This window comes from Pseudomonas tritici (assembly GCF_014268275.3).
GTDB lineage: Bacteria > Pseudomonadota > Gammaproteobacteria > Pseudomonadales > Pseudomonadaceae > Aquipseudomonas > Aquipseudomonas tritici.
Map to the genome: position 1 here is coordinate 4,618,008 of NZ_CP077084.1, position 19,113 is coordinate 4,637,120.

General features: G+C 60.1%; 17 protein-coding genes. 5 read left to right on the forward strand and 12 right to left on the reverse strand.

The window, feature by feature from the left end:
- Positions 1-5: 5 nt before the first annotated feature.
- The 10 genes from HU722_RS20915 to HU722_RS20960 all read right to left on the reverse strand — a co-directional run bounded on the left by HU722_RS20915 (position 6) and on the right by HU722_RS20960 (position 13,219).
- Positions 6-1,430: a flagellin N-terminal helical domain-containing protein gene (locus HU722_RS20915; protein WP_065873754.1), complete on the reverse strand. Its 1,425-nt coding sequence runs from the start codon at positions 1,428-1,430 to the stop codon at positions 6-8.
- A gap of 265 nt (positions 1,431-1,695) precedes the next feature.
- Positions 1,696-2,625: a ketoacyl-ACP synthase III gene (locus tag HU722_RS20920; RefSeq protein WP_065891084.1), complete on the reverse strand. Its 930-nt coding sequence runs from the start codon at positions 2,623-2,625 to the stop codon at positions 1,696-1,698.
- A 276-nt stretch (positions 2,626-2,901) separates the two neighbouring features.
- Positions 2,902-4,530 carry a flagellar hook-associated protein 3 gene (locus tag HU722_RS20925; RefSeq protein WP_065891085.1) on the reverse strand — a complete coding sequence of 543 codons (1,629 nt, stop codon included), beginning with the start codon at positions 4,528-4,530 and terminating at the stop codon, positions 2,902-2,904.
- Positions 4,531-4,544: 14 nt separating this feature from the next.
- Positions 4,545-6,593: a flagellar hook-associated protein FlgK gene (gene flgK, locus HU722_RS20930; protein WP_065881163.1), complete on the reverse strand. Its 2,049-nt coding sequence runs from the start codon at positions 6,591-6,593 to the stop codon at positions 4,545-4,547.
- Positions 6,594-6,603: 10 nt separating this feature from the next.
- The gene (gene flgJ, locus HU722_RS20935; RefSeq protein ID WP_065891086.1) at positions 6,604-7,875 is read right to left on the reverse strand and encodes a flagellar assembly peptidoglycan hydrolase FlgJ; all 1,272 of its coding nucleotides are present in this window, start codon (positions 7,873-7,875) and stop codon (positions 6,604-6,606) included.
- Between the two features lie 4 nt (positions 7,876-7,879).
- Positions 7,880-8,968, reverse strand: coding sequence for a flagellar basal body P-ring protein FlgI (locus HU722_RS20940; RefSeq protein WP_175402991.1), 1,089 nt, complete (start codon positions 8,966-8,968; stop codon positions 7,880-7,882).
- A 27-nt stretch (positions 8,969-8,995) separates the two neighbouring features.
- Entirely contained in the window at positions 8,996-9,691 is a 696-nt protein-coding gene (flgH, locus tag HU722_RS20945; protein WP_010208725.1) for a flagellar basal body L-ring protein FlgH, read from the reverse strand.
- Between the two features lie 53 nt (positions 9,692-9,744).
- The gene (flgG, locus tag HU722_RS20950) at positions 9,745-10,530 is read right to left on the reverse strand and encodes a flagellar basal-body rod protein FlgG (protein ID WP_065873759.1); all 786 of its coding nucleotides are present in this window, start codon (positions 10,528-10,530) and stop codon (positions 9,745-9,747) included.
- Between the two features lie 58 nt (positions 10,531-10,588).
- Positions 10,589-11,329, reverse strand: coding sequence for a flagellar basal body rod protein FlgF (locus HU722_RS20955; protein WP_065873760.1), 741 nt, complete (start codon positions 11,327-11,329; stop codon positions 10,589-10,591).
- Between the two features lie 327 nt (positions 11,330-11,656).
- A complete protein-coding gene (locus tag HU722_RS20960; RefSeq protein ID WP_065881166.1) occupies positions 11,657-13,219 on the reverse strand; it encodes a sigma-54-dependent transcriptional regulator in 1,563 nt (520 codons plus the stop codon).
- 257 nt (positions 13,220-13,476) lie between these two features.
- On the opposite strand from HU722_RS20960, the gene phhA reads away from it, so the two are divergent.
- The 3 genes from phhA (at position 13,477) to HU722_RS20975 (ending at position 15,915) form a co-directional block, all read left to right on the forward strand.
- Positions 13,477-14,268 (forward strand): phenylalanine 4-monooxygenase, encoded by a 792-nt coding sequence (gene phhA, locus HU722_RS20965; protein WP_065881168.1) that lies wholly within the window; start codon positions 13,477-13,479, stop codon positions 14,266-14,268.
- Between the two features lie 97 nt (positions 14,269-14,365).
- Positions 14,366-14,722, forward strand: a complete 357-nt coding sequence (locus HU722_RS20970) for a 4a-hydroxytetrahydrobiopterin dehydratase (RefSeq protein ID WP_010208721.1) — start codon at positions 14,366-14,368, stop codon at positions 14,720-14,722.
- Positions 14,722-15,915: an amino acid aminotransferase gene (locus HU722_RS20975; protein WP_065873763.1), complete on the forward strand. Its 1,194-nt coding sequence runs from the start codon at positions 14,722-14,724 to the stop codon at positions 15,913-15,915. The genes HU722_RS20970 and HU722_RS20975 overlap by 1 nt, the downstream gene beginning before the upstream one ends.
- A 125-nt stretch (positions 15,916-16,040) precedes the next feature.
- On the opposite strand, the gene HU722_RS20980 is transcribed toward HU722_RS20975, so the two are convergent.
- Positions 16,041-16,850 carry a UDP-2,3-diacylglucosamine diphosphatase gene (locus tag HU722_RS20980; RefSeq protein ID WP_049712134.1) on the reverse strand — a complete coding sequence of 270 codons (810 nt, stop codon included), beginning with the start codon at positions 16,848-16,850 and terminating at the stop codon, positions 16,041-16,043.
- 150 nt (positions 16,851-17,000) lie between these two features.
- Between HU722_RS20980 and HU722_RS20985 the strand changes: the two genes are divergently transcribed.
- Together HU722_RS20985 and HU722_RS20990 are read left to right on the forward strand one after the other, a co-directional pair.
- Positions 17,001-17,750, forward strand: coding sequence for an AraC family transcriptional regulator (locus tag HU722_RS20985; protein ID WP_065873764.1), 750 nt, complete (start codon positions 17,001-17,003; stop codon positions 17,748-17,750).
- A gap of 99 nt (positions 17,751-17,849) precedes the next feature.
- Positions 17,850-18,734: a DMT family transporter gene (locus HU722_RS20990; RefSeq protein WP_065881170.1), complete on the forward strand. Its 885-nt coding sequence runs from the start codon at positions 17,850-17,852 to the stop codon at positions 18,732-18,734.
- A 10-nt stretch (positions 18,735-18,744) separates the two neighbouring features.
- On the opposite strand, the gene HU722_RS20995 is transcribed toward HU722_RS20990, so the two are convergent.
- On the reverse strand, positions 18,745-19,032 hold the full coding sequence (locus HU722_RS20995; protein WP_065873766.1) for an Rdx family protein: 288 nt from the start codon (positions 19,030-19,032) through the stop codon (positions 18,745-18,747).
- Positions 19,033-19,113 lie beyond the last annotated feature (81 nt).

A 19,113-nucleotide genomic window follows, 5' to 3' on the forward strand; every position in this document is an offset into this window, starting at 1 on the left:
TGGAGTTACTGAAGCAGCTTCAGTACAGCGGATGGCAGCTGGTTAGCCTGCGACAGAATCGCGGTGGAAGCCGATTGCAGGGTTTGTTGCTTGGTCAGCTCGGCGGTTTCGGAAGCGAAGTCGACGTCCTGAACGGTGGAGCGTGCAGCGGTGGAGTTCTTCTGAATGTTCTGCAGGTTGTCTGCAGTAGTAGTCAGACGGTTCTGGGTAGCACCCAGGCCCGAACGAACACCGTCGATGGTGCCGATGGCTTTGTCGATGACAGCCAGGGCGTTCTGGGCCTTGGTGGCGTCGGTCACGTCGGTTTGAGCAACGGTGGTCTTGGTCGCAGCTGCTTCGGTAGCAGCACCGGCCGCGAACAGACCAGCAACACCAGCACCACTCAGGGAGTAGCCTTTGGCGGAGTCCAGCGACACTTGACCGGTAACGATCAGGGCGTCCGCCAAGGCAACTGCAGTACCGTAAGCACCAGCACCATCTTTAGCAGCAACAGTCACCGAACCTGGAGCAGTCGAACCGCTGACCACGATGTTCTCACCGGTGTCGGACTTGACTTCCAGAGTCTTTTTGGTTTCGTCGAAGCTGACGCTGATACCCAGTTTGGCGGCGTTGGATTTCAGCTGGTCGGCCAGGCCGGCTTGGGTGGTAACGCCCTTGAACTCAACGGCAGCGCCGCCAACGGTCAGGGTGAACGAAGCAGGAGTAGTAGTGGCAGCCGCTTCGTCTACAGTGAACTTGGCTTCGGTGCTGGCAGTTGCAGTCAGGCCACCGATGAGGCCGTTCAGGTTGCTGGCGATGGTTTTAGCCGAGTCGCCGGCACCGGCAGTGTAGGTACCGGTCTGGCCGTTACCAGTGACGTTGATCGCGCCGGCAACAGTACCGGTACCTGGAGCGATGGCAACGCTTTTCAGCTGCTGGGAGCCGATGTTGTTGGCCGAAACGTTTTCCAGGCTCAGGTTGATGGTTTCGTTAGCGTTTGCGCCAACCTGGATGGCTTTGGTACCGTACGAACCGTCCAGCAACTTCTGGCCACCGAAGGTGGTAGTAGTGGAGATACGGGTCAGTTCCGAAGTCAGAGCCTGGTATTCGTCGTTGTTCGACTTACGGTCGTCAGGGCTGAGGGAACCAGTTGCCGAGGACAGAGCCAGGGTACGCATTTTTTGCAGGATGTCGGTCGAAGCCTGCATCGCGCCTTCAGCGGTCTGAGCGATCGAGATACCGTCGTTCACGTTCTTGACTGCTTGGCCCAGGCCGTTGATTTGGCTGGTCAGGCGGTTAGCGATCTGCAGGCCGGCAGCGTCGTCTTTAGCGCTGTTGATACGCAGGCCGGAAGACAGGCGCTGCATGGAAGTGGCCAGGGCGCCGCCGGCTTTGTTCAGGTTGCCCTGAGTAGTGATCGAAGCAATGTTGGTGTTTACTGTTAAAGCCATGACGAAATCCTCGTTGGATGGATACTGCGGCTTCCGGCCCTGGCAACCGCCGGGTGTGGCCTGAGAACCTACGTAATAGTTATCGTCGTGGTAGCCGGATGCTTGAGGATTTTTTTGAAATTATTTACTGGCGTCGTGCCACCCCTTGTAATTCAAGGGTTTACGCAGGCTCGAAACCCAGATTTCATTAGGTTTTCTGGCGCCAAATAAAAAACGCCGATGATCTTTCGATCATCGGCGTTTTTTTATTGAAGCGATTAAAGCATCAAGGGCGATAAAGAATCGCCGAACCCCACGACAGGCCCACACCAAAACCACTGATGGCCACGCGCTTCCAGGTGGCGTCCATCACGTGTTTTTCCAGCAGCAACGGAATGCTCGATGAAACGGTGTTGCCGGTCTCGACCATGTCCTTGATGAACTTGTCCACCGGGGCGTCTTCAAAACGGCGCGCCACGGCGTCGACAATGGCCGCACTGCCCTGGTGAATGCAGAAGGCATCAATCTCGTCAGCCTTGAGGTCCGACTCGTTGAGCAGCTCGTGCAAATGCGCCGGCACTTTAAGCAGCGCGAAGTTGAACACCTGGCGGCCATTCATAAAGAACACGCCGTCGCTGACCTTAAGGTGCGGTGCGCCGGAACCGTCGGTGCCGAACTTGGACTTGCCGAGCAACCACGGCGCGTCTTCGCCCATCCAGGTGGCGGTGGCAGCATCGCCGAACAGCATGGTGGTGTTGCGGTCTTCCGGGTCGACGATCTTCGAGTACGGGTCGGCGGTGATCAGCAGGCCGTTTTTCAGGCCCGTGGCTTCCATGAAGCCTTTCATCGCATAGATGCCATACACGTAGCCGGAGCAGCCCAGGGAAATATCGAACGCCGCGACGTGAGTCGGCAGGCCGAGTTTGTCCTGGACGATGGCGGCGGTGTGGGGCAAGCCCTCTTCATCACCGTTCTGGGTCACGACGATCAGTGTGTCGATGGACTCGCGCTTCAAATCCGGGTTGTTGGCAAACAAAGCGTTGACCGCTTCGACACACAGGTCAGACGTTTCCTGCGCGGCATCCTTGCGCGGCAAAAACGCCGAACCGATCTTGCCAATGATGAACTCTTCATCCTTGGCGAATTTGGCACCCTGGGCGTAGTTATCGATCCCGTCTGCCGGCACGTAACTGGCGATGCTTTTTATGCCAATCATTGTGGCTTCCCAATACTAAATAGCTGGAGAACACCCCTGGGACTGCGCCCGGAGTGCTGACAATAAAGGGGATAACCCCATAAAAATCTCGCTGAAAGCCGCCCCGCAAGGACCCTGTGACGACTTATCCTTTTCACACGATACAGTGAAGATGCGCTTTATGACTCACAGGTCACTCAATTTTGTGTGCTTTGTGCAAAACCTTCAAACAATTAAACCCCATAAACGACAACGGCCCGCCCTGTTTCCAGAGCGGGCCGCTTGGCGTTACGCCACTTACATCTTGTTGAAGAGGCTCAACTGCGAGACTTTTACAAACGCCAGCTGTGAGGCTTCCAGCATGGTTTGCTGCAGGGTCAGGCTGATCGCGGCTTCGCCCATGTCGATATTGGCCAGTGCACTCATGGTGGTGGTGTTGGCCAGGCCGATACTGGCGTTTGCGTCGGATTGCACATCGAGCGCGTTTTCGCGCGCACCAATCGAGCCGATCACATTGCCCAGTTGGGTAGTCGAGTTATCCAGGTTACTGACTGCGGCGTTCAGCGCATCCTGAAGCTTCACGCGCGCGCCCGGAATACCGTCAGCCGGTTTTTCCAGCGCTTGGCGCAGCTGACTCAACGTGTCGAGGGCGTTCTGGGTTTTTTGAGTGCTGGCACCGGCTGAAAACTGGTCACCGACCGCAGGCGCACTGCTCAGACCGAAGGTAACACCCGCTGCGGTGATCGAATTCGGTGTGGTCGTCGTGTCTATCACGCCCGAGTCAATCGCCTTGCTGTTCGTGCTATACGGCTGCGCAAATACCTGGAAGGCCGTAGGGTCGGTGTCACTGAACTTGATCAGCACCCCGCTATTGCCGGGAAAGGTACTGGCATAGTCTGTCGCACTGCTGACGTTGCCATTAGTCAGTTGTGCCATCGACTGGTTGCTTGCGGTACGCGAAACGCTGAACGTATCCGGTTTGGCAGCCAGGCTGAACTCGCGGCCCTTGACCAACGCATCGGCATTCGGCCCGGTGGCAGTGTCGGTAAGGTCGATGGTGATGTCGAACTTAACCCCGCGAAGGTTCACGCTGCCGCTGCCTTCCTTGGTGGAATCGAACGTGCCATTACCCGCAATCTCTGAGGTAATGTCATTGTTGTCCTTGTCCGTCACCGTGTACTGGGTGCTGCTGGTGAAGGTGAGCTTATACGGCTGGCCGTCGGCAAACTGCTTGGTGTAATCGACGCCCGAGGTCACCAGGCCGGCCGAGATCGCTACCTTCTTGTCATCGACCAGCGGCGGAGAAATCGCTGGCGGCAGCGGCGCGGTCGCAGGTGCAATGTAGGTAGATTGGGTGCGGCTGCTGTTGGCCGCGCCTTCCAGAATGGTTTTGCCGGTATCGCCCGTGCGCACAGTGAGCGTCTCGGAAACCTGCAGGCTCAGTTCGTTTTCGTCGCCCTGGTAGCTGTAGGTGCCATCGCTGTTGCGCGAATACGGTGGTGTTTGGGTCTTGGAGCCGGAGAACAAGTAATTGCCCGCCGCGTCCTTGCTGTTGAGCAAACCCAATACCTGCTCTTCCAGGGCCCCCACTTCGACCGAGATGGACTTGCGATCAGCATCGCTGGTCACACCGCCAGCCCGCAGGGCCAGTTGCTTGCCAGCCTGCATCGCCTTGTCGAGCGCATCCAGGATGCTCTGCTCGTTGGTCAGCGAACTTTTCAGGGAGCTGATATTGCCGCTGGACTGCGCCAGCATATCTTTCTGCTGCTGCAACATCAGCAAACGCTGCGCGGCCACCGGATCATCCCCAGCGGTCTGTACACGCACGCCGGAACTCGCCTGCTCCTGGGCCTTAACCACGCTGGAATAATTGTTCTGATACTTGCTCGCACTGGTGTCGAAATACTGCTGTGTAGAAATGCGCATCGTCCCAGACTCCCTTAAAGACTATTAATCAGCGTGCTGAAGGTTTCTTGCGCAGCCTTGATGATCTGCGACGACGCTGTGTAGTACTGCTGGAACTTGATCATGTCGCCCGCCTCTTCGTCCAGGTTGACCTGGGACACGGAGTTGCGCGCATTCTTGTTAGCCGTCAACAACGCATTGGTGGCGCTAGTGTCAGTGCTGGCCGCAGCGGCCTTGGCGCCAACGGTGGACACCAACTTACTGTTGGCCCCGACCAGGCTGGTGCCGCCGGTGCCATCTGTCGCCACGCCCACGGTGGCCTTGGTTTGCAGATTCAGCAGTTGCTGGGCATTGCGGTTGTCGGATACGCCCGTGGCGTTAAACGAAAAGGTGGTGCTGTCCCCATCGGTTGGCGAGCCCGCAACCGTGGTGTCAAAGCCAAAACTCTTGGCCGGCACAACCAGGGCACCGCTGGCATCACGCATCGGCACGTTGACGGTGATTTTATTGGCCTGCCCCGGAATGATGGTCCCCGAACCGATAGGATCGCCCTTGGCGTCGTTAAGGGTATAGCTCTGAGTGCCATCAGCCGCCGGCTTGCCGAACACCATCTTCACCGGCATCGAATTTTCAATGCCAACGCGCAGTTGCGCGGTAGTGGCGCCACCCTGGATGTCCAAGGGCAGGGTCAGGGTCGGCGGTGTGAAGCTACCGGTGCCCTGGTTGGTTTTGCTGGCCTCCCCTTTCAGCGGCGCGGCAAACGCAATCTTGCTCGGGTCGTTGAGGACAGTACCGATATCCTGGGCGCCACTGGCGGTCGGGCTGACTTTAAAGCTGTCACCCGCCTGCATCGGTCCGTTCTTGAGTTCCAGGGTAAAACCATCGATCACCGAGGGCGGTGTGGCCGTGATATCAAACGTGCCCATGGCTTTGCCATCAGAGCGCTCGACGGTGATTTTGTTGAGATCGGCAGGGTCGCTGAAGGTGACCTTGTAATCGAAGTTGGTCAGCTTGCTGGTGTCCTTGATCGTAACACCCAGGCTACCAACGCCCTGATTGCCTTGAGCGGAAAGGCTACGCAGCGCGACAGACGCAGCGCTGTTGATGTCCTTGAACATCGACGAGCCGAATTCGCCGTTCAGGTCGATGCCCTGGCCCAGCTGGCTGTTGATCGTATCGGCAGTGACGATAGCAATGCGACCCAGGTCATTGATGGCCGGCATCAACACATCGCTGCGATAGCGCAGCAAGCCGCCGATGCTGCCACCACTGATCACATTGCCCAGGTCCATCGCCGTCCCGCCAGACGCATTCATCTGAATCGTGTACTGGCTGGTGTCGCTCTTGCTCGGTACGGCGGAAAGGGTGTTGGACCGATCGCCCAGCACCAGGGACTGGCCAGTACCGGTGCTGACGCTGAACACACCGTTCTTCTCGCTGGCGTTCACGCCGATCAACTCATTGAGCGAACGTACGGCTTCGGCGCGCGCGTCCAGCAGGTTGGCCGGGGTGGTGTTCGAAGACCCCTGCACCTGGGTGATCTGCTTGTTGAGCGAAGCAATCGACGAAGTCAGCTGGTTGACCTGATCGGTCAGGGAGGTCAGCTGGCTGTTAATGGTTTCTTTCTGCTGGCTCAACTGGCTGGAGATCGAGTTGAAGCGGTTGCTCAATGTCTGGGCGCTCGTCAGCAGTATTTGGCGAGCCGAGGTATCGCTCGGGTTGGCCGAGGCGGTCTGAACAGCGGCAAAGAACGAGCTGAGTACGGACGACATGCCCGTCGTCTTATCCGACAACGTCTTGTCCACGGCGCTCACTTGATCCAGGTAAGCCTTGGCATCGCTGTTGAGCGAGGTGCTGTTCTGGTACGCCGTGTCCAGGTATTCGTTGTACACCCGGCGCACGTCGGCCAGGGTCGTGCCGCTGCCGATGAATACGCCGCCATACTGGTTCGACGCATTCGCGCTCTGGGTAGTCTGCTGACGCGAATAGCCCGCCGTGTTGGCGTTGGCAATGTTGTTACTCAAGACCGACAACGATCCTTGAGCAGCGTTAAGCCCCGACATCCCGATATTGAGCAAACTCATGGTTCAGACCTTATAAATGTGTGGTTGCGCCAGCGGCAGCGTAGTTCTGGTAACTGTCCATCGTTTTGGCGATCTGCGAAATCTTGCTGGCGTAGGCCGGGTCAGTTGCGTAACCGGCTTTTTGCAACTCGCGTACAAACTGTTCCGGGTTGTCGGCCGACTTCACAACTTCTTTATAGCGATCATTGCTTTGCAGCAATGTCACCAGGTCATGGAAGCTGTCCTGGTAAGAGTTGTAGGAACGGAACTGCGCCGTTTCCTTGACCATTGCCCCATCACGGAACTCACTGGTGATCGCACGCGCCTGGCCGCCCTGCCAACTCTGGCCAGCCTTGATGCCGAACAGGTTATGGCTGCTGCTGCCATCTTCGGCGCGCATCACCGATTTACCCCAACCGGTTTCCAGGGCGGCCTGGGCCACCAGGTACTTCGGATCGACGCCAATGCGCGCGGCGGCGGCCTTGGCCATCGGCAACATGGTCGCGACAAATTCATCCTGCGAACTGAAAGCCTTCTTCGCCGGCGCCAACGGTGGCTGGGCCACGGCACGACCGTAGACCTGCATGCGGTCGCCGGGTACCGCGAAAGTGCGCGCCGTGCTGTTGACCACGTTGTCATCGGCCGCGCTGTTACGCAGTGGCGCGGACTTGGCGACGGTCGTTGCATCGGTGCTCGGCACGATGCCGGCGAGCAGGCGATCGGTCAGCTTGCTCGGCAAGGAAATACGGCGCTGGTTCATCAATTCCATGTCATTGCTGTGGGACGCAGCGGCGCCAGCCTGTGGCTCAGCCACGCGATAAGCCCACAGCGGGCGCTGGCCATTTGAGCGGCCCAACGGACCTTCGGCCTGGGTGCCGGCGGCAATTTCCGTCGGCACGTTGACCTTCTTGGCAGCCTCAGCCGCCGCCGGGCCCTGCAGGGTGGCGGCCTGGGCCTCCACCGGTTTGTTCTTCTGCATCTGGCGCATCAGCACATCGGCCAGGCCGATACCCCCGCCTTCGCGGGACATCGAGACCGCCAGTTGCTGGTCGTACATTTCCTGGTATTGCTTGGCGGCCGGCGTGTTCAGCGGGTTGTCCTTACCCAACGCCTCGGTGGCCGAACGCATGGACTTGAGCATCTCGCTCAAAAACAGCGACTCGAACTCCTGCGCGACCTTGCGCATGTTGCCTTCGCTGTTCTTGTCGTCGCCGACCTTGAGCTGGTTAAGCCGGTTCAAGTCGGAGTAAGACCCCGAGTCCGCCGTGCTGCTGATACCGCTCTTGCGCATGTCCATGACCATGGCCTCAGATCACGATCAGGTCGGCTTGCAGGGCGCCGGCCTGTTTCAGTGCTTCAAGGATCGCCATCAAGTCGCCCGGCGCCGCGCCCACCTGGTTCACCGCACGGACAATCTCATCCAGGGTGGTGCCGGGGCCGAACTTGAACATCGGCTTGGCTTCTTGCTGGGCGTTGACGCGTGAGCGTGGCACCACCGCCGTCTGGCCGTTGGACAAAGGCCCAGGCTGGCTGACGATAGGGTCTTCGGTGATGGTCACGGTCAGGCTGCCGTGGGTCACCGCTGCCGGAGACACCTTGACGTTCTGGCCGATCACGATGGTACCGGTCCGCGAGTTGATGATGACTTTGGCCACCGCCTGCCCTGGGTCCACTTCGAGGTTTTCCAGGATCGACAGGTAATCCACGCGTTGGCTTGGGTCCAGCGGCGCGGTGACGCGGATCGAGCCGCCGTCGATGGCCTGGGCGACGCCAGGGCCGAGCATGTCGTTGATCTTGTCGACCACGCGCTTGGCGGTGGTGAAGTCGGAGCGGTTGAGGTTCAGGGTCAGGCTGTTGCCCTGGTTGAAACCGCTCGGCACGGTGCGTTCAACCGTGGCGCCGCCCGGAATACGACCGGCCGATGGCACGTTGACGGTAATCTTCGAACCGTCGCGACCTTCAGCATCAAACCCGCCCACCACCAGGTTGCCCTGGGCGATGGCGTAGACGTTGCCGTCGATACCTTTCAAAGGCGTCATCAGCAAGGTGCCGCCGCGCAGGCTTTTCGAGTTACCGATGGACGACACCGTAATGTCCACCACCTGGCCCGGCTTGGAGAACGCCGGCAAGTCCGCACTGATCGACACCGCCGCGACGTTTTTCAGTTGTACGTTGCCCGAACCCGCCGGCACCTTGATGCCGAACTGCGAGAGCATGTTGTTGAAGGTCTGCAGGGTGAACGGGGTCTGGGTGGTCTGGTCACCCGTACCACTGAGCCCCACCACCAGGCCGTAGCCGATCAACTGGTTGGAACGCACACCGGAAATGCTCGCGATGTCCTTCAGGCGTTCGGCCTGGGCGACAGCGCTTAAGCAAAGCAGGAGCGCGGCCGCCATCAGCTGTTTGAAGTTCAAAGTGGCCACCTAGAAAGGGAACAGCGGGCTAAGGAAGAAACGGTCGAACCAGCCCGGCTGGCTCGCATCGGCAAAGGCGCCCGTGCCGGAATACGTGATGCGTGCATCGGCAATCCGCGTGGACGGCACGGTGTTGTCGGTGGAGATATCATCGGCACGGACCATGCCGGCAATGCGCACCAGCTCGTCGCCGGTGTTGAGGGTCATCCACTTTTCACCGCGTACGGCGATGATGCCGTTGGGCAGTACATCGGCCACAGTCACGGTGATCGAACCGGTCAGGCTATTGCCCTGCCCCGCCGCGCTCTTGCCGTTGGTGGCACGGTCGCCGCTGTAGCCGGCGCTGAGGCTCAGGTCGCCATCACCCAATGGGTTGTTGACGTTGGGCACGGCGCCGAACAACGACGTCAGGCCGATGCCAGCCTTACTGGTCTTGCCGACTTGAGAGTTGGCGTTCTTGCTGGCCTGGGTGCGCTCGTTCAGGGTGATGGTGATGATGTCACCGACCCGGAATGCCTTGCGGTCGCTGTACAGGTTCTGTTCGAAGCCAGCCTGATAAATCGAGCCATTGTTGGCAGCCGCCGGCAACGGCGTGCGTGGCAACACCGGCGCGTAGTACGGGTCATTGGGTTTTGGCGTCGGGGCGACACAGCCCGCGAGCACGGCAATCCCACTCAATGCCAGAACAGAAACATAGCGATTCATGACCCTTACCTCACGGTGTTGCAGGCGCTCTCAAGAACGCCCCATAGACTTGATTACAGATTCTGCGTTACGAACGAAAGCATCTGGTCGGCGGTGGAGATCACCTTGGAGTTCATCTCGTAGGCGCGCTGGGTGGTGATCATGTTGACCATCTCCTCAACCGTGCTCACGTTGGACGTTTCCAGGGTGCTTTGCAGCGTGGTGCCGAAACCGTTCAGGCCAGGGGTGCCGATTTGCGGCGCGCCGCTGGCGGCGGTTTCCAGGAACAGGTTGTTACCCATGGCCTGCAGGCCGGCCGGGTTGATGAAGTCGGCGGTTTGCAGGTTGCCGATCACTTGCGAAGCCGGGTTACCGGCGACGGTGATGGACACGGTGCCGTCGTTGCCGACAGTGAACGTCTTGGCATCAGCCGGTACGACAACGGCTGGCTCCAGAGAGAAACCGTTGGCCGTCACAATCTGGCCGTTGGAATCCAGGTGGAAAGTACCGTCTCGGGTGTAGGAAGTGGTGCCGTCCGGTTGCAGGATCTGGAAGAAACCACGGCCGTTGATGGCCATGTCCAGCGGCTGGCCGGTCTGCTGCAGGTTGCCGGCGCTGAAGTTCTTCTGGGTGCCGACGATCTGCACACCGGTACCCAGTTGCAGGCCCGACGGCAGTTCGCTGTCCTGGGTCGATTGGGCGCCTGGCTGCTTCTTGATCTGATAGAGCAAGTCCTGGAACTCGGCACGGTCACGTTTGAAACCCGTGGTCGACACGTTGGCCAAGTTGTTGGAAATGGTGGTCAGGTTGGTGTCCTGGGCGGACAGACCTGTTTTGGCAACCCATAGAGCCGGAAGCATGCTGTTCTCCTTCGTGCGCCTGTTTGTTGGCGCTGCGTTGCAAATTAATTAGGGGCTATCAGCTCATCTGCATGACGCGAGTCATGGCCTGATCGTCTTCTTTAGCGCTGTTCATCATCTTGATGTGCAGCTCGAACTGCTTGGAAAGCGCCAACACCGCTGTCATTTCTTCTACGGCATTGACGTTGCTCGCCTGCAGGAAGCCCGAGGTCAGCGTGACCCTCGCGTCGGCTTGAGCCGGCTGGCCATCCTTGGTGTGGATGGTGCCGTCCAGGCCTTTGCTCATGTTCTTCAGGTCCGGCTGGACCAGCTTGATGCGGTCCACTTCAGCCATCACACGCGGGCCTTCACCCATGGCGCGGATGCTGATGGTGCCGTCGGCACCCACTTCGATTTTCTGCTGGGGTGGCACGGCAATCGGGCCACCGTTGCCCATGATCGGCATGCCGTTGCCGGCCCGCAGCACGCCCAGTGCATCGACGTTCATGCTGGCACTGCGCACGTAGGCTTCGCCGCCATCCGGGGTTTGCACGGCCATCCAGCCATCGCCGCTGACGGCAACGTCCAGGTCTCGGCCGGTCTCAATCATCGCGCCAGGGGAGAAGTCGGTGCCTGGGCGCTCGGTCAAGGCAAACGCCCGCGCCGGAAAGCTGTCACCGAACACCGGCATCGAACGCGCCTGCTCCAGGTCACGCTGGAAACCATTGGTGGAAATGTTCGCCAGGTTGTTGGCATGGGCCTTCTGCGCCAGAGCATTCTGGCTGGCGCCGGTCATTGCCACATAAAGGTACTTGTCCACGCTCTTTCCTCTTTCTGACGGACGCTTGCCGCCCACCGCTGTACTGATGAGGCTTAAGCAATTTGCGAACCAACTTTTGAAAAGAGGCTCAAGTGCAGGCGGGGCGGGGGTTTGGCGGCAGGCCTCAAGTTTTCAAGGCTGGGAGAGAGTCGAAAAAACGGCGGACTACTGCCGCCTGCGGCAAGTGGCGGTCTTGAAAGCGACAAAGATCAAAGGTGGGAGCTGGCTTGCCTGCGATAGCGATCAGTCAGTGAAGCCTGCGGGAGCTGACGCTCCGCTATCGCAGGCAAGCCAGCTCCTACAGTTTGACCCTGTTTAGCCAGTGGGTTATTTGTCCGCCTTGATCACTTCGTAATCGCGCAACTTATTGGCGATGGTGGTGTGCGATACCCCCAACCGCTTGCCCAACTGCCGACTGCTCGGGTGCTCGGCGTACAAACTTTCCAATACCGCCTTCTCAAACCGCCCGACGATGTCTTCCAAGCCGCCCTCCAGGGAAAAATCGCCAAGCGGCTGACGCACCCCGTAATCCGGCAACCGAATATGCTCCGCCTTGACCATCCCGCCCTCGCACAACGACACCGCCTGGAACAGCACGTTTTCCAATTGCCGTACGTTGCCTGGCCAGTGGTAGTGGCTCAGGCGATCCATCGCGGCGGGCGCCAACTTGGGCAATGGGCAGCCGATCTGCCGGCTCGCCTGGTCAAGGAAGTGATCCACCAAGGGCGCCAGCCCATCGAGGCATTCGCGCAGCGGCGGGATGTGCAGGGACAGCACGTTGAGGCGGTGATAAAGGTCCTGCCGGAATTCGCCACGGGCGCACAGTTCAGACAAGTCCACTTGGGTAGCACAGATCACCCGCACATCCAGGTACACCTCTTCATCGCTGCCTACGCGGCGGAAGCAACCGTCCTGCAAAAAGCGCAGCAACTTCACCTGCAAGCGCGCGCTCATTTCCCCCACGCCGTCGAGAAACAGCGTACCGCCCGCCGTCAGCTCCAGCAGCCCCAGCTTGCCTTCGGCGCGTGCGCCTTCGAACGCGCCGGGGCCGTAGCCGAACAGCTCGGTCTCGGCCATGGACTCCGGCAGGCCGGCGCAGTTAAGCGCCATCAACGGCGATTGACCACGCGGGCTGGCCAGGTGACAGGCACGGGCCAGCAGTTCTTTGCCAGTGCCGGTTTCGCCTTCTATTAATAGAGGCGCATCCAGCGGCGCCATGCGTCGCGCTTCGCGAACCACGGCGGCCATGACCTTGGAACTCTGGAAGATGCTGTCAAAGCCGCGCAGCTCCTGCTTGCGCACGTTGTAGATGCGTTCACCGACGCGGTCGGCGCGGTGCAACGTCAGCACGGCGCCGGCCATGGCCTCGCTGTCATCATGTTCGGACGATTGCAGTGGCGCGATGTCCGCCAGGAACACGTCACCCTTGACCTTGACCCGCAGGCCGTTGATCCGCGATTTGCTCGCACGCACCAGCTCCGGTAAGTCGAAGTCCTCGGCATACCGTGACAGCGGAATCCCCGGCACTTCATCCACCCGCACCCCGAGCAACTGGGCCGCCGCACGGTTGGCGGCGACGATGGAACCGCCCATGTCGATCGACAGCACCGGAAACTCCAGGGCGCCGAGCAGCGCATTGAGTTCCATGTGCCGGCGCTCGCTGGGCATCAGCCCTACCCTTTTCACCCCAAACACGCCGGCAATCGCCTCGAACTGCGGGCGCAGCGCCTGGAACTGCATGTTCACCAGGTTCGGGCAGTACAGGTAAATGGCATTGCCATGCTCACCGCCGACCTCGCCCTTGGCGACGTTGACACCGTACTCCACCAACAGGTTGAGGATGTCCCGCAGGATGCCGATGCGGTTCTGGCAGTGCACTTTGATACGCATGAAAAGGCCCGAAAGTTGGGTAAGCGCCGCGTCTTTTTGTCGCTGGGCGCAGATAGTCGTCAAGATTATGTGACAGCTTTGGGGGTTTTCCCAGCCCAACACAGCAGCAAACTCGACATCCGTAACGAATACTTTACGAAAAACGGTAAACTTTCCTACTCAGAGGCGTTTTAAACAGATGGAATCCCGGCGCGCGCGGGTTATCAATAGGCTCAACGCAGGACATAACAAGAACGAATGCTTAGCAGGAGAGCCGTATGAAGCAGACGCAGTACGTGGCCCGCGAGCCCGATGCGCAAGGTTTTATCCATTACCCGCCAGAAGAACACGCGGTGTGGAACACCCTGATCACTCGTCAATTGAAAGTGATTGAAGGGCGCGCCTGCCAGGAATACCTGGACGGCATCGACAAGCTCGGCCTGCCCCTGGACCGAATCCCGCAATTGGGCGAGATAAACAAGGTGCTGGCCGAAACCACCGGCTGGCAAGTCGCCCGCGTGCCGGCGCTGATTCCCTTCCAGACGTTCTTCGAATTGCTCGCCAACAAGCAGTTTCCGGTGGCGACCTTTATTCGCACCCGCGAAGAACTGGATTACCTGCAAGAGCCGGACATTTTCCACGAGATCTTTGGCCATTGCCCGCTGCTGACCAACCCCTGGTTTGCCGAATTCACCCATACCTACGGTAAGCTCGGCCTGGCGGCCACCAAGGAGCAACGGGTGTACCTGGCGCGCTTGTACTGGATGACCATCGAGTTTGGCCTGGTGGATACACCCGAAGGTCGGCGCATCTACGGTGGCGGTATTCTGTCGTCGCCCAAGGAAACGGTGTACAGCCTGTCTTCCGAGCCTGAACACCAAGCCTTCGATCCGCTGGAGGCCATGCGCACGCCGTATCGCATCGATATCCTGCAACCGCTGTACTTCGTGCTGCCAAACCTCAAGCGCCTGTTCGAAGTCGCGCAGGAAGACATCATGGGCATGGTCGAGCGTGGCATGCAGCTGGGTCTGCACGCCCCAAAATTTCCACCGAAGCCCAAGGCTGCTTGAACCCTACATCTTAAGGCCAGGTGAGTCTGTTCCCTGGCCCCGCGTTGCTTTAGGGTAACGCTACTGACCTTCAAACATTCGAATTCAGGACACCTCCATGACCACCTTGAACCAAGCCCACTGCGAAGCCTGCCGCGCCGATGCCCCGCAAGTCAGCGATGAAGAACTGCCGGTGCTGCTCAAGCAGATCCCCGACTGGAACATCGAAGTCCGCGACGGCGTGATGCAGCTGGAAAAGGTTTTCCTGTTCAAGAACTTCAAATTTGCCCTGGCCTTCACCAACGCCATGGGTGAAATCTCCGAAGCCGAAGGCCATCACCCAGGCCTGCTCACCGAGTGGGGCAAAGTCACCGTGACCTGGTGGAGCCACTCCATCAAGGGCCTGCACCGCAACGACTTCATCATGGCCGCACGCACGGACGAAGTGGCCAAGGACGCCGAGGGCCGCAAGTAATGCATTTCGATGCCATTGGCCGCGTGCCCGGCGACCCGATCCTCGGGCTGATGGACCTGTATGCCCAGGACACCAACCCGAACAAATTCGACCTGGGCGTGGGCGTCTACAAGGATGACCAGGGACTGACGCCGATTCCACACTCGGTGAAGTTGGCCGAGCAGCGCCTGGTGGACACGCAAACCACCAAGACCTACATCGGCGGCCACGGTAATGCTGCGTTCGGCTCGCTGATCAGCGAACTGGTGCTCGGCGCAGAGTCGGCGCTGATCCGTGAACGCCGCGCCGGCGCCACCCAGACCCCAGGCGGCACCGGCGCCCTGCGCCTGAGCGCCGACTTCATCGCGCACAATCTGCCCGGCCGTGGCGTATGGCTGAGCAACCCGACCTGGCCGATCCACGAAACCATTTTCGCCAAGGCCGGGATTAAGGTCAGCCATTACCCATACGTGGGTGCAGACAACCGCCTGGATGTGGCGGCGATGCTCACTACCCTGTCCAGCGTGCCAGAGGGCGATGTGGTGCTGTTGCATGCCTGCTGCCACAACCCGACCGGTTTCGACTTGACCCAGGATGATTGGCGCCAGGTGCTGCAGATTGTGCGTGAGCGCCAGTTGCTGCCGCTGATCGACTTCGCCTATCAGGGCTTTGGCGATGGCCTGGAGCAGGACGCCTGGGCCGTGCGCCTATTTGCGGCCGAGCTGCCGGAAGTGTTGGTCACCAGTTCCTGCTCGAAGAATTTTGGCCTGTACAGCGACCGTGTGGGCGCGTTGATCGTGTGTGCGGCGGATGCCGAGAAGTTGACGGATGTGCGCAGCCAGCTTGCTAACACGGCACGCAATCTGTGGTCGACGCCGCCGGATCACGGCGCAGCCGTGGTGGCCACGATTCTGGGCGATGCCGAGCTGAAAAAGCGATGGAGCAATGAAGTCGAAGCCATGCGCTCGCGGATCGCCCACCTGCGATCCGGGCTGGTGGAGGCGTTGGCGCCCCACGGTTTATCGGAGCGGTTTGCCCATATTGGGGCGCAGCGCGGGATGTTTTCCTATACCGGCTTGAGTGCCGAGCAGGTCAAGCAACTGCGGGAGAAGCACAGCGTGTACATGGTGAGTTCGGGGCGGGCTAACGTGGCGGGGATTGATGCGACGCGGTTGACGTTGCTGGCTCAAGCCATCGCCGACGTCTCCAACTGACGAAACCGAATCAGAACTGTGGGAGCTGGCTTGCCTGCGATGGCGGTCTATCAACAAAAAATGTGGGGCTGACACACCGCTATCGCAGGCAAGCCAGCTCCCACATTTTTGACCGTGTGAAGCCTTTAACTTGTGACCAGTTCAGCCTTCAGCAGTGCCTCTTTCGCCTGCGCATCCGCCAACCGATACAACTCGATACTCCCATCCCAGTGCTCGATCAACGCCGTGCACGACTCCACCCAATCCCCGCAGTTGAGGTAATCCACCTCGCCCACCTTACGAATCTCCGCATGGTGGATATGCCCGCACACCACGCCATGCAACCCGCGCTTGGTCACTTCGTGGGCGATCGCTTCTTCGAAATCGCTGATGAAACTCACCGCCGTCTTGACCTTGTGCTTGAGGTACGCCGACAGCGACCAATAGCCATAGCCATACCGTGCACGCCAATGGTTCAGCCAGCGGTTCAGCGTAAGAGTGAACTCATAGGCCGAGTCGCCGAGAAACGCCAACCAACGGTGATAGCGGGTGATCACGTCGAACTGATCGCCATGGATCACCAACAGATGACGGCCATCAGCAGTCACATGCACCGCCTCATCCACCAGTTGGATATTGCCCAGGATCAGCTTGGAGTAGCGGCGCAGGAATTCATCGTGGTTGCCGGTGACGTAGATTACCTCGGTGCCGCGCTTGGCCATGGTCAGCAAGCGGCGGATCACGTTGGTGTGGGCCTGGGGCCAATACATGCCGCCGCGCATTTTCCAGCCGTCGATGATGTCGCCTACCAGGTAAACCTTATCGGCGTGGTAGCCCTTGAGGAACTGCGATAGATGTTCGGCCTGGCAATCCCGGGTGCCCAGGTGCACGTCGGAAATCCACAAGGTACGAACCCGTTGCTTACGGCTGGGCTTGACGAACTCGGCACTGGTCATGGGCATCCCTCGACGCTGTTTTGGCGAGCTTGCGCCTTGGCGGTTAATAGCCCATGACAGCTGTGCGTCAGTCTGATGACAGCGCCGGCCGGCGACGAAGCGTTGTAGACTGGCTTGGCTATCCAGGAACATGCAGCCTAGGAGACCGCGATGAGCCCCACTCTCACGCTACGCCACTACCTCGACACGCCCATCGCCCACAGCCATGACCATGCGCAATTGGTGTTCGGCCTGTCCGGGCACCTGGATTTCGAAGTGGACGGCCGTGGCAGCCAGGTGCGCGAAAGCAGCGTGATGGTGCTGCCCTTCTCCGCGCATCATGCCTGCGGCAGCCGCGATGGCAGCCGCTGCCTGGTGCTGGATGTGCCCACCGAGCATTGGGTGCTGCAATCGTTGGGCGAACATGCCGATGCCAGTCGCCGCCTGCTTGATCAACCCACGCGACTCGCCCTGGATTCGCGGCAAAGCCAACTGGTGCAATGGCTGGCGCAGAGCCCGGTGGATGATCCGCTGATCGTCCAGCAAGGCGCGGTGCTGTTGTTGGCCAGCCTCAATCACCCGCTGGCTCAACCGCTGCCGGGCCGGCGCCTGCCGTACGAGGCATTCAATGCGCATATCGAGCGCCACGTTGCACACCCGTTGCAGGTAGCCGACCTGGCGCGCATCGCAGACCTGTCGGTGGCGCGCTTGCACGCGCGGTTCATGGCGGAATGCGGGCAGACGCCAATGGACTATATCCGCCGCCGGCGCCTGCACATGGCCTTGGACCTGCTGCGCAAAACGCCGTTACCCATTGGTGAAATCGCCGATCGCGTGGGCTATACCTCGCAAAGCGCATTTGCGGCCGCGATGCTGCGCGAGTTTGGCGCCTCGCCGGGCGCATTGCGGCGCAACACGTAGGACGAGTCCCGCGATAAAAATCGCGAGCCGGACGACAGACGCCTACACGGCAGACCCACTAGACTGCGCTTCTGTCACCCGCTTGATTCAAGGATCGCAATGACTCCCCGCTCAGCCCTCGGCGCCCTGCACATCGGCGCATTGATGTTTGGCCTCACCGGTGTATTCGGCAAACTGGCGGCCGCCTCGCCCGCCATCATCGTCTTTGGCCGCGCTGTGTTTGCCGTGGTTGCCCTGGCACTATTTGCACGGTTCGCGAGCAACACTGCCTGGAAAAAGCTGGAGCTGCGCGACTGGCGCCGGCTGCTGGTCAGCGGCGTATTGCTGGCCGCGCATTGGGTAACGTTCTTTATTGCCGTCAAGGTGGCCGGCGTGGCCGTCGCGACCCTGGGGTTTACCGCGTTCCCGGCCTTTACCGTGATCCTTGAGGGACTGATTTTCCGCGAGCGCATTCGCGCCAATGAAGTGCTGTTGGTGGTACTGGTCAGCATCGGCCTGGTGCTGGTCACGCCGGACTTCAACCTCGCCAGCGAAGCCACCGGCGGGTTGCTCTGGGGGATCGCTTCGGGGCTGCTGTTTTCCCTGCTGTCACTGAACAATCGCGCCAGTTCCGGGCGCATCCCTGCGGTGCAGGCGGCGCTGTGCCAGAACGTGGTGGTTGCAGCGTGCCTGTTGCCCGTGGCAGCACCTGGGCTGGCGGACGTGCGGGCGATTGACTGGCTGTGGATCGGCTTGCTCGGCGTGTTCTGCACGGGCCTGGCCCACAGCTTGTTTGTCGCCAGCCTCGCGGTGATCAAGGCGCGCACGGCTTCGGTGGTGTTTGCCATGGAGCCGGTCTACGGCATCACCGCAGCCTGGCTGCTATTTGCCGAAACCCCGACGCTGCGCATGCTGCTCGGCGGTGTGCTGATCATCGTCGCGATCGTGTTGTCGGGCTTGATGGGCGGCGCCAGCCAGGCCAAACAGCCTGCGGCAACGGCCTGATCTCTAAAACTTACTGCGTGCGGTCGTTGTGCCCCAGGTCACGTTGCGGGTCGATCTGGTCGCGCACGCGCTGCTTGAGCACCTTGGCTTCAGGGAAGCCGCCGTCGGCCTTACGCTCCCAGATCTGCACGCCATCGCAGGTGATGCGAAACGCGCCGCCGGTGGCGGGCGCCAGTGACACTTTGCCCAGGTCATCGGCAAACGTGCTCAACAATTCCTGCGCCAGCCAGGCGGCGCGCAGTAGCCACTGGCACTGGGTGCAATAGGTGATAACGATCTCGGGTTTGATCGAAGACATAATTTGAGAAGCTCCAGGCGTAACGGGCTTGGCGGATCGAGTGGCTATAATACCGGCCTTTATCGTCCAGCCTTGAGATTC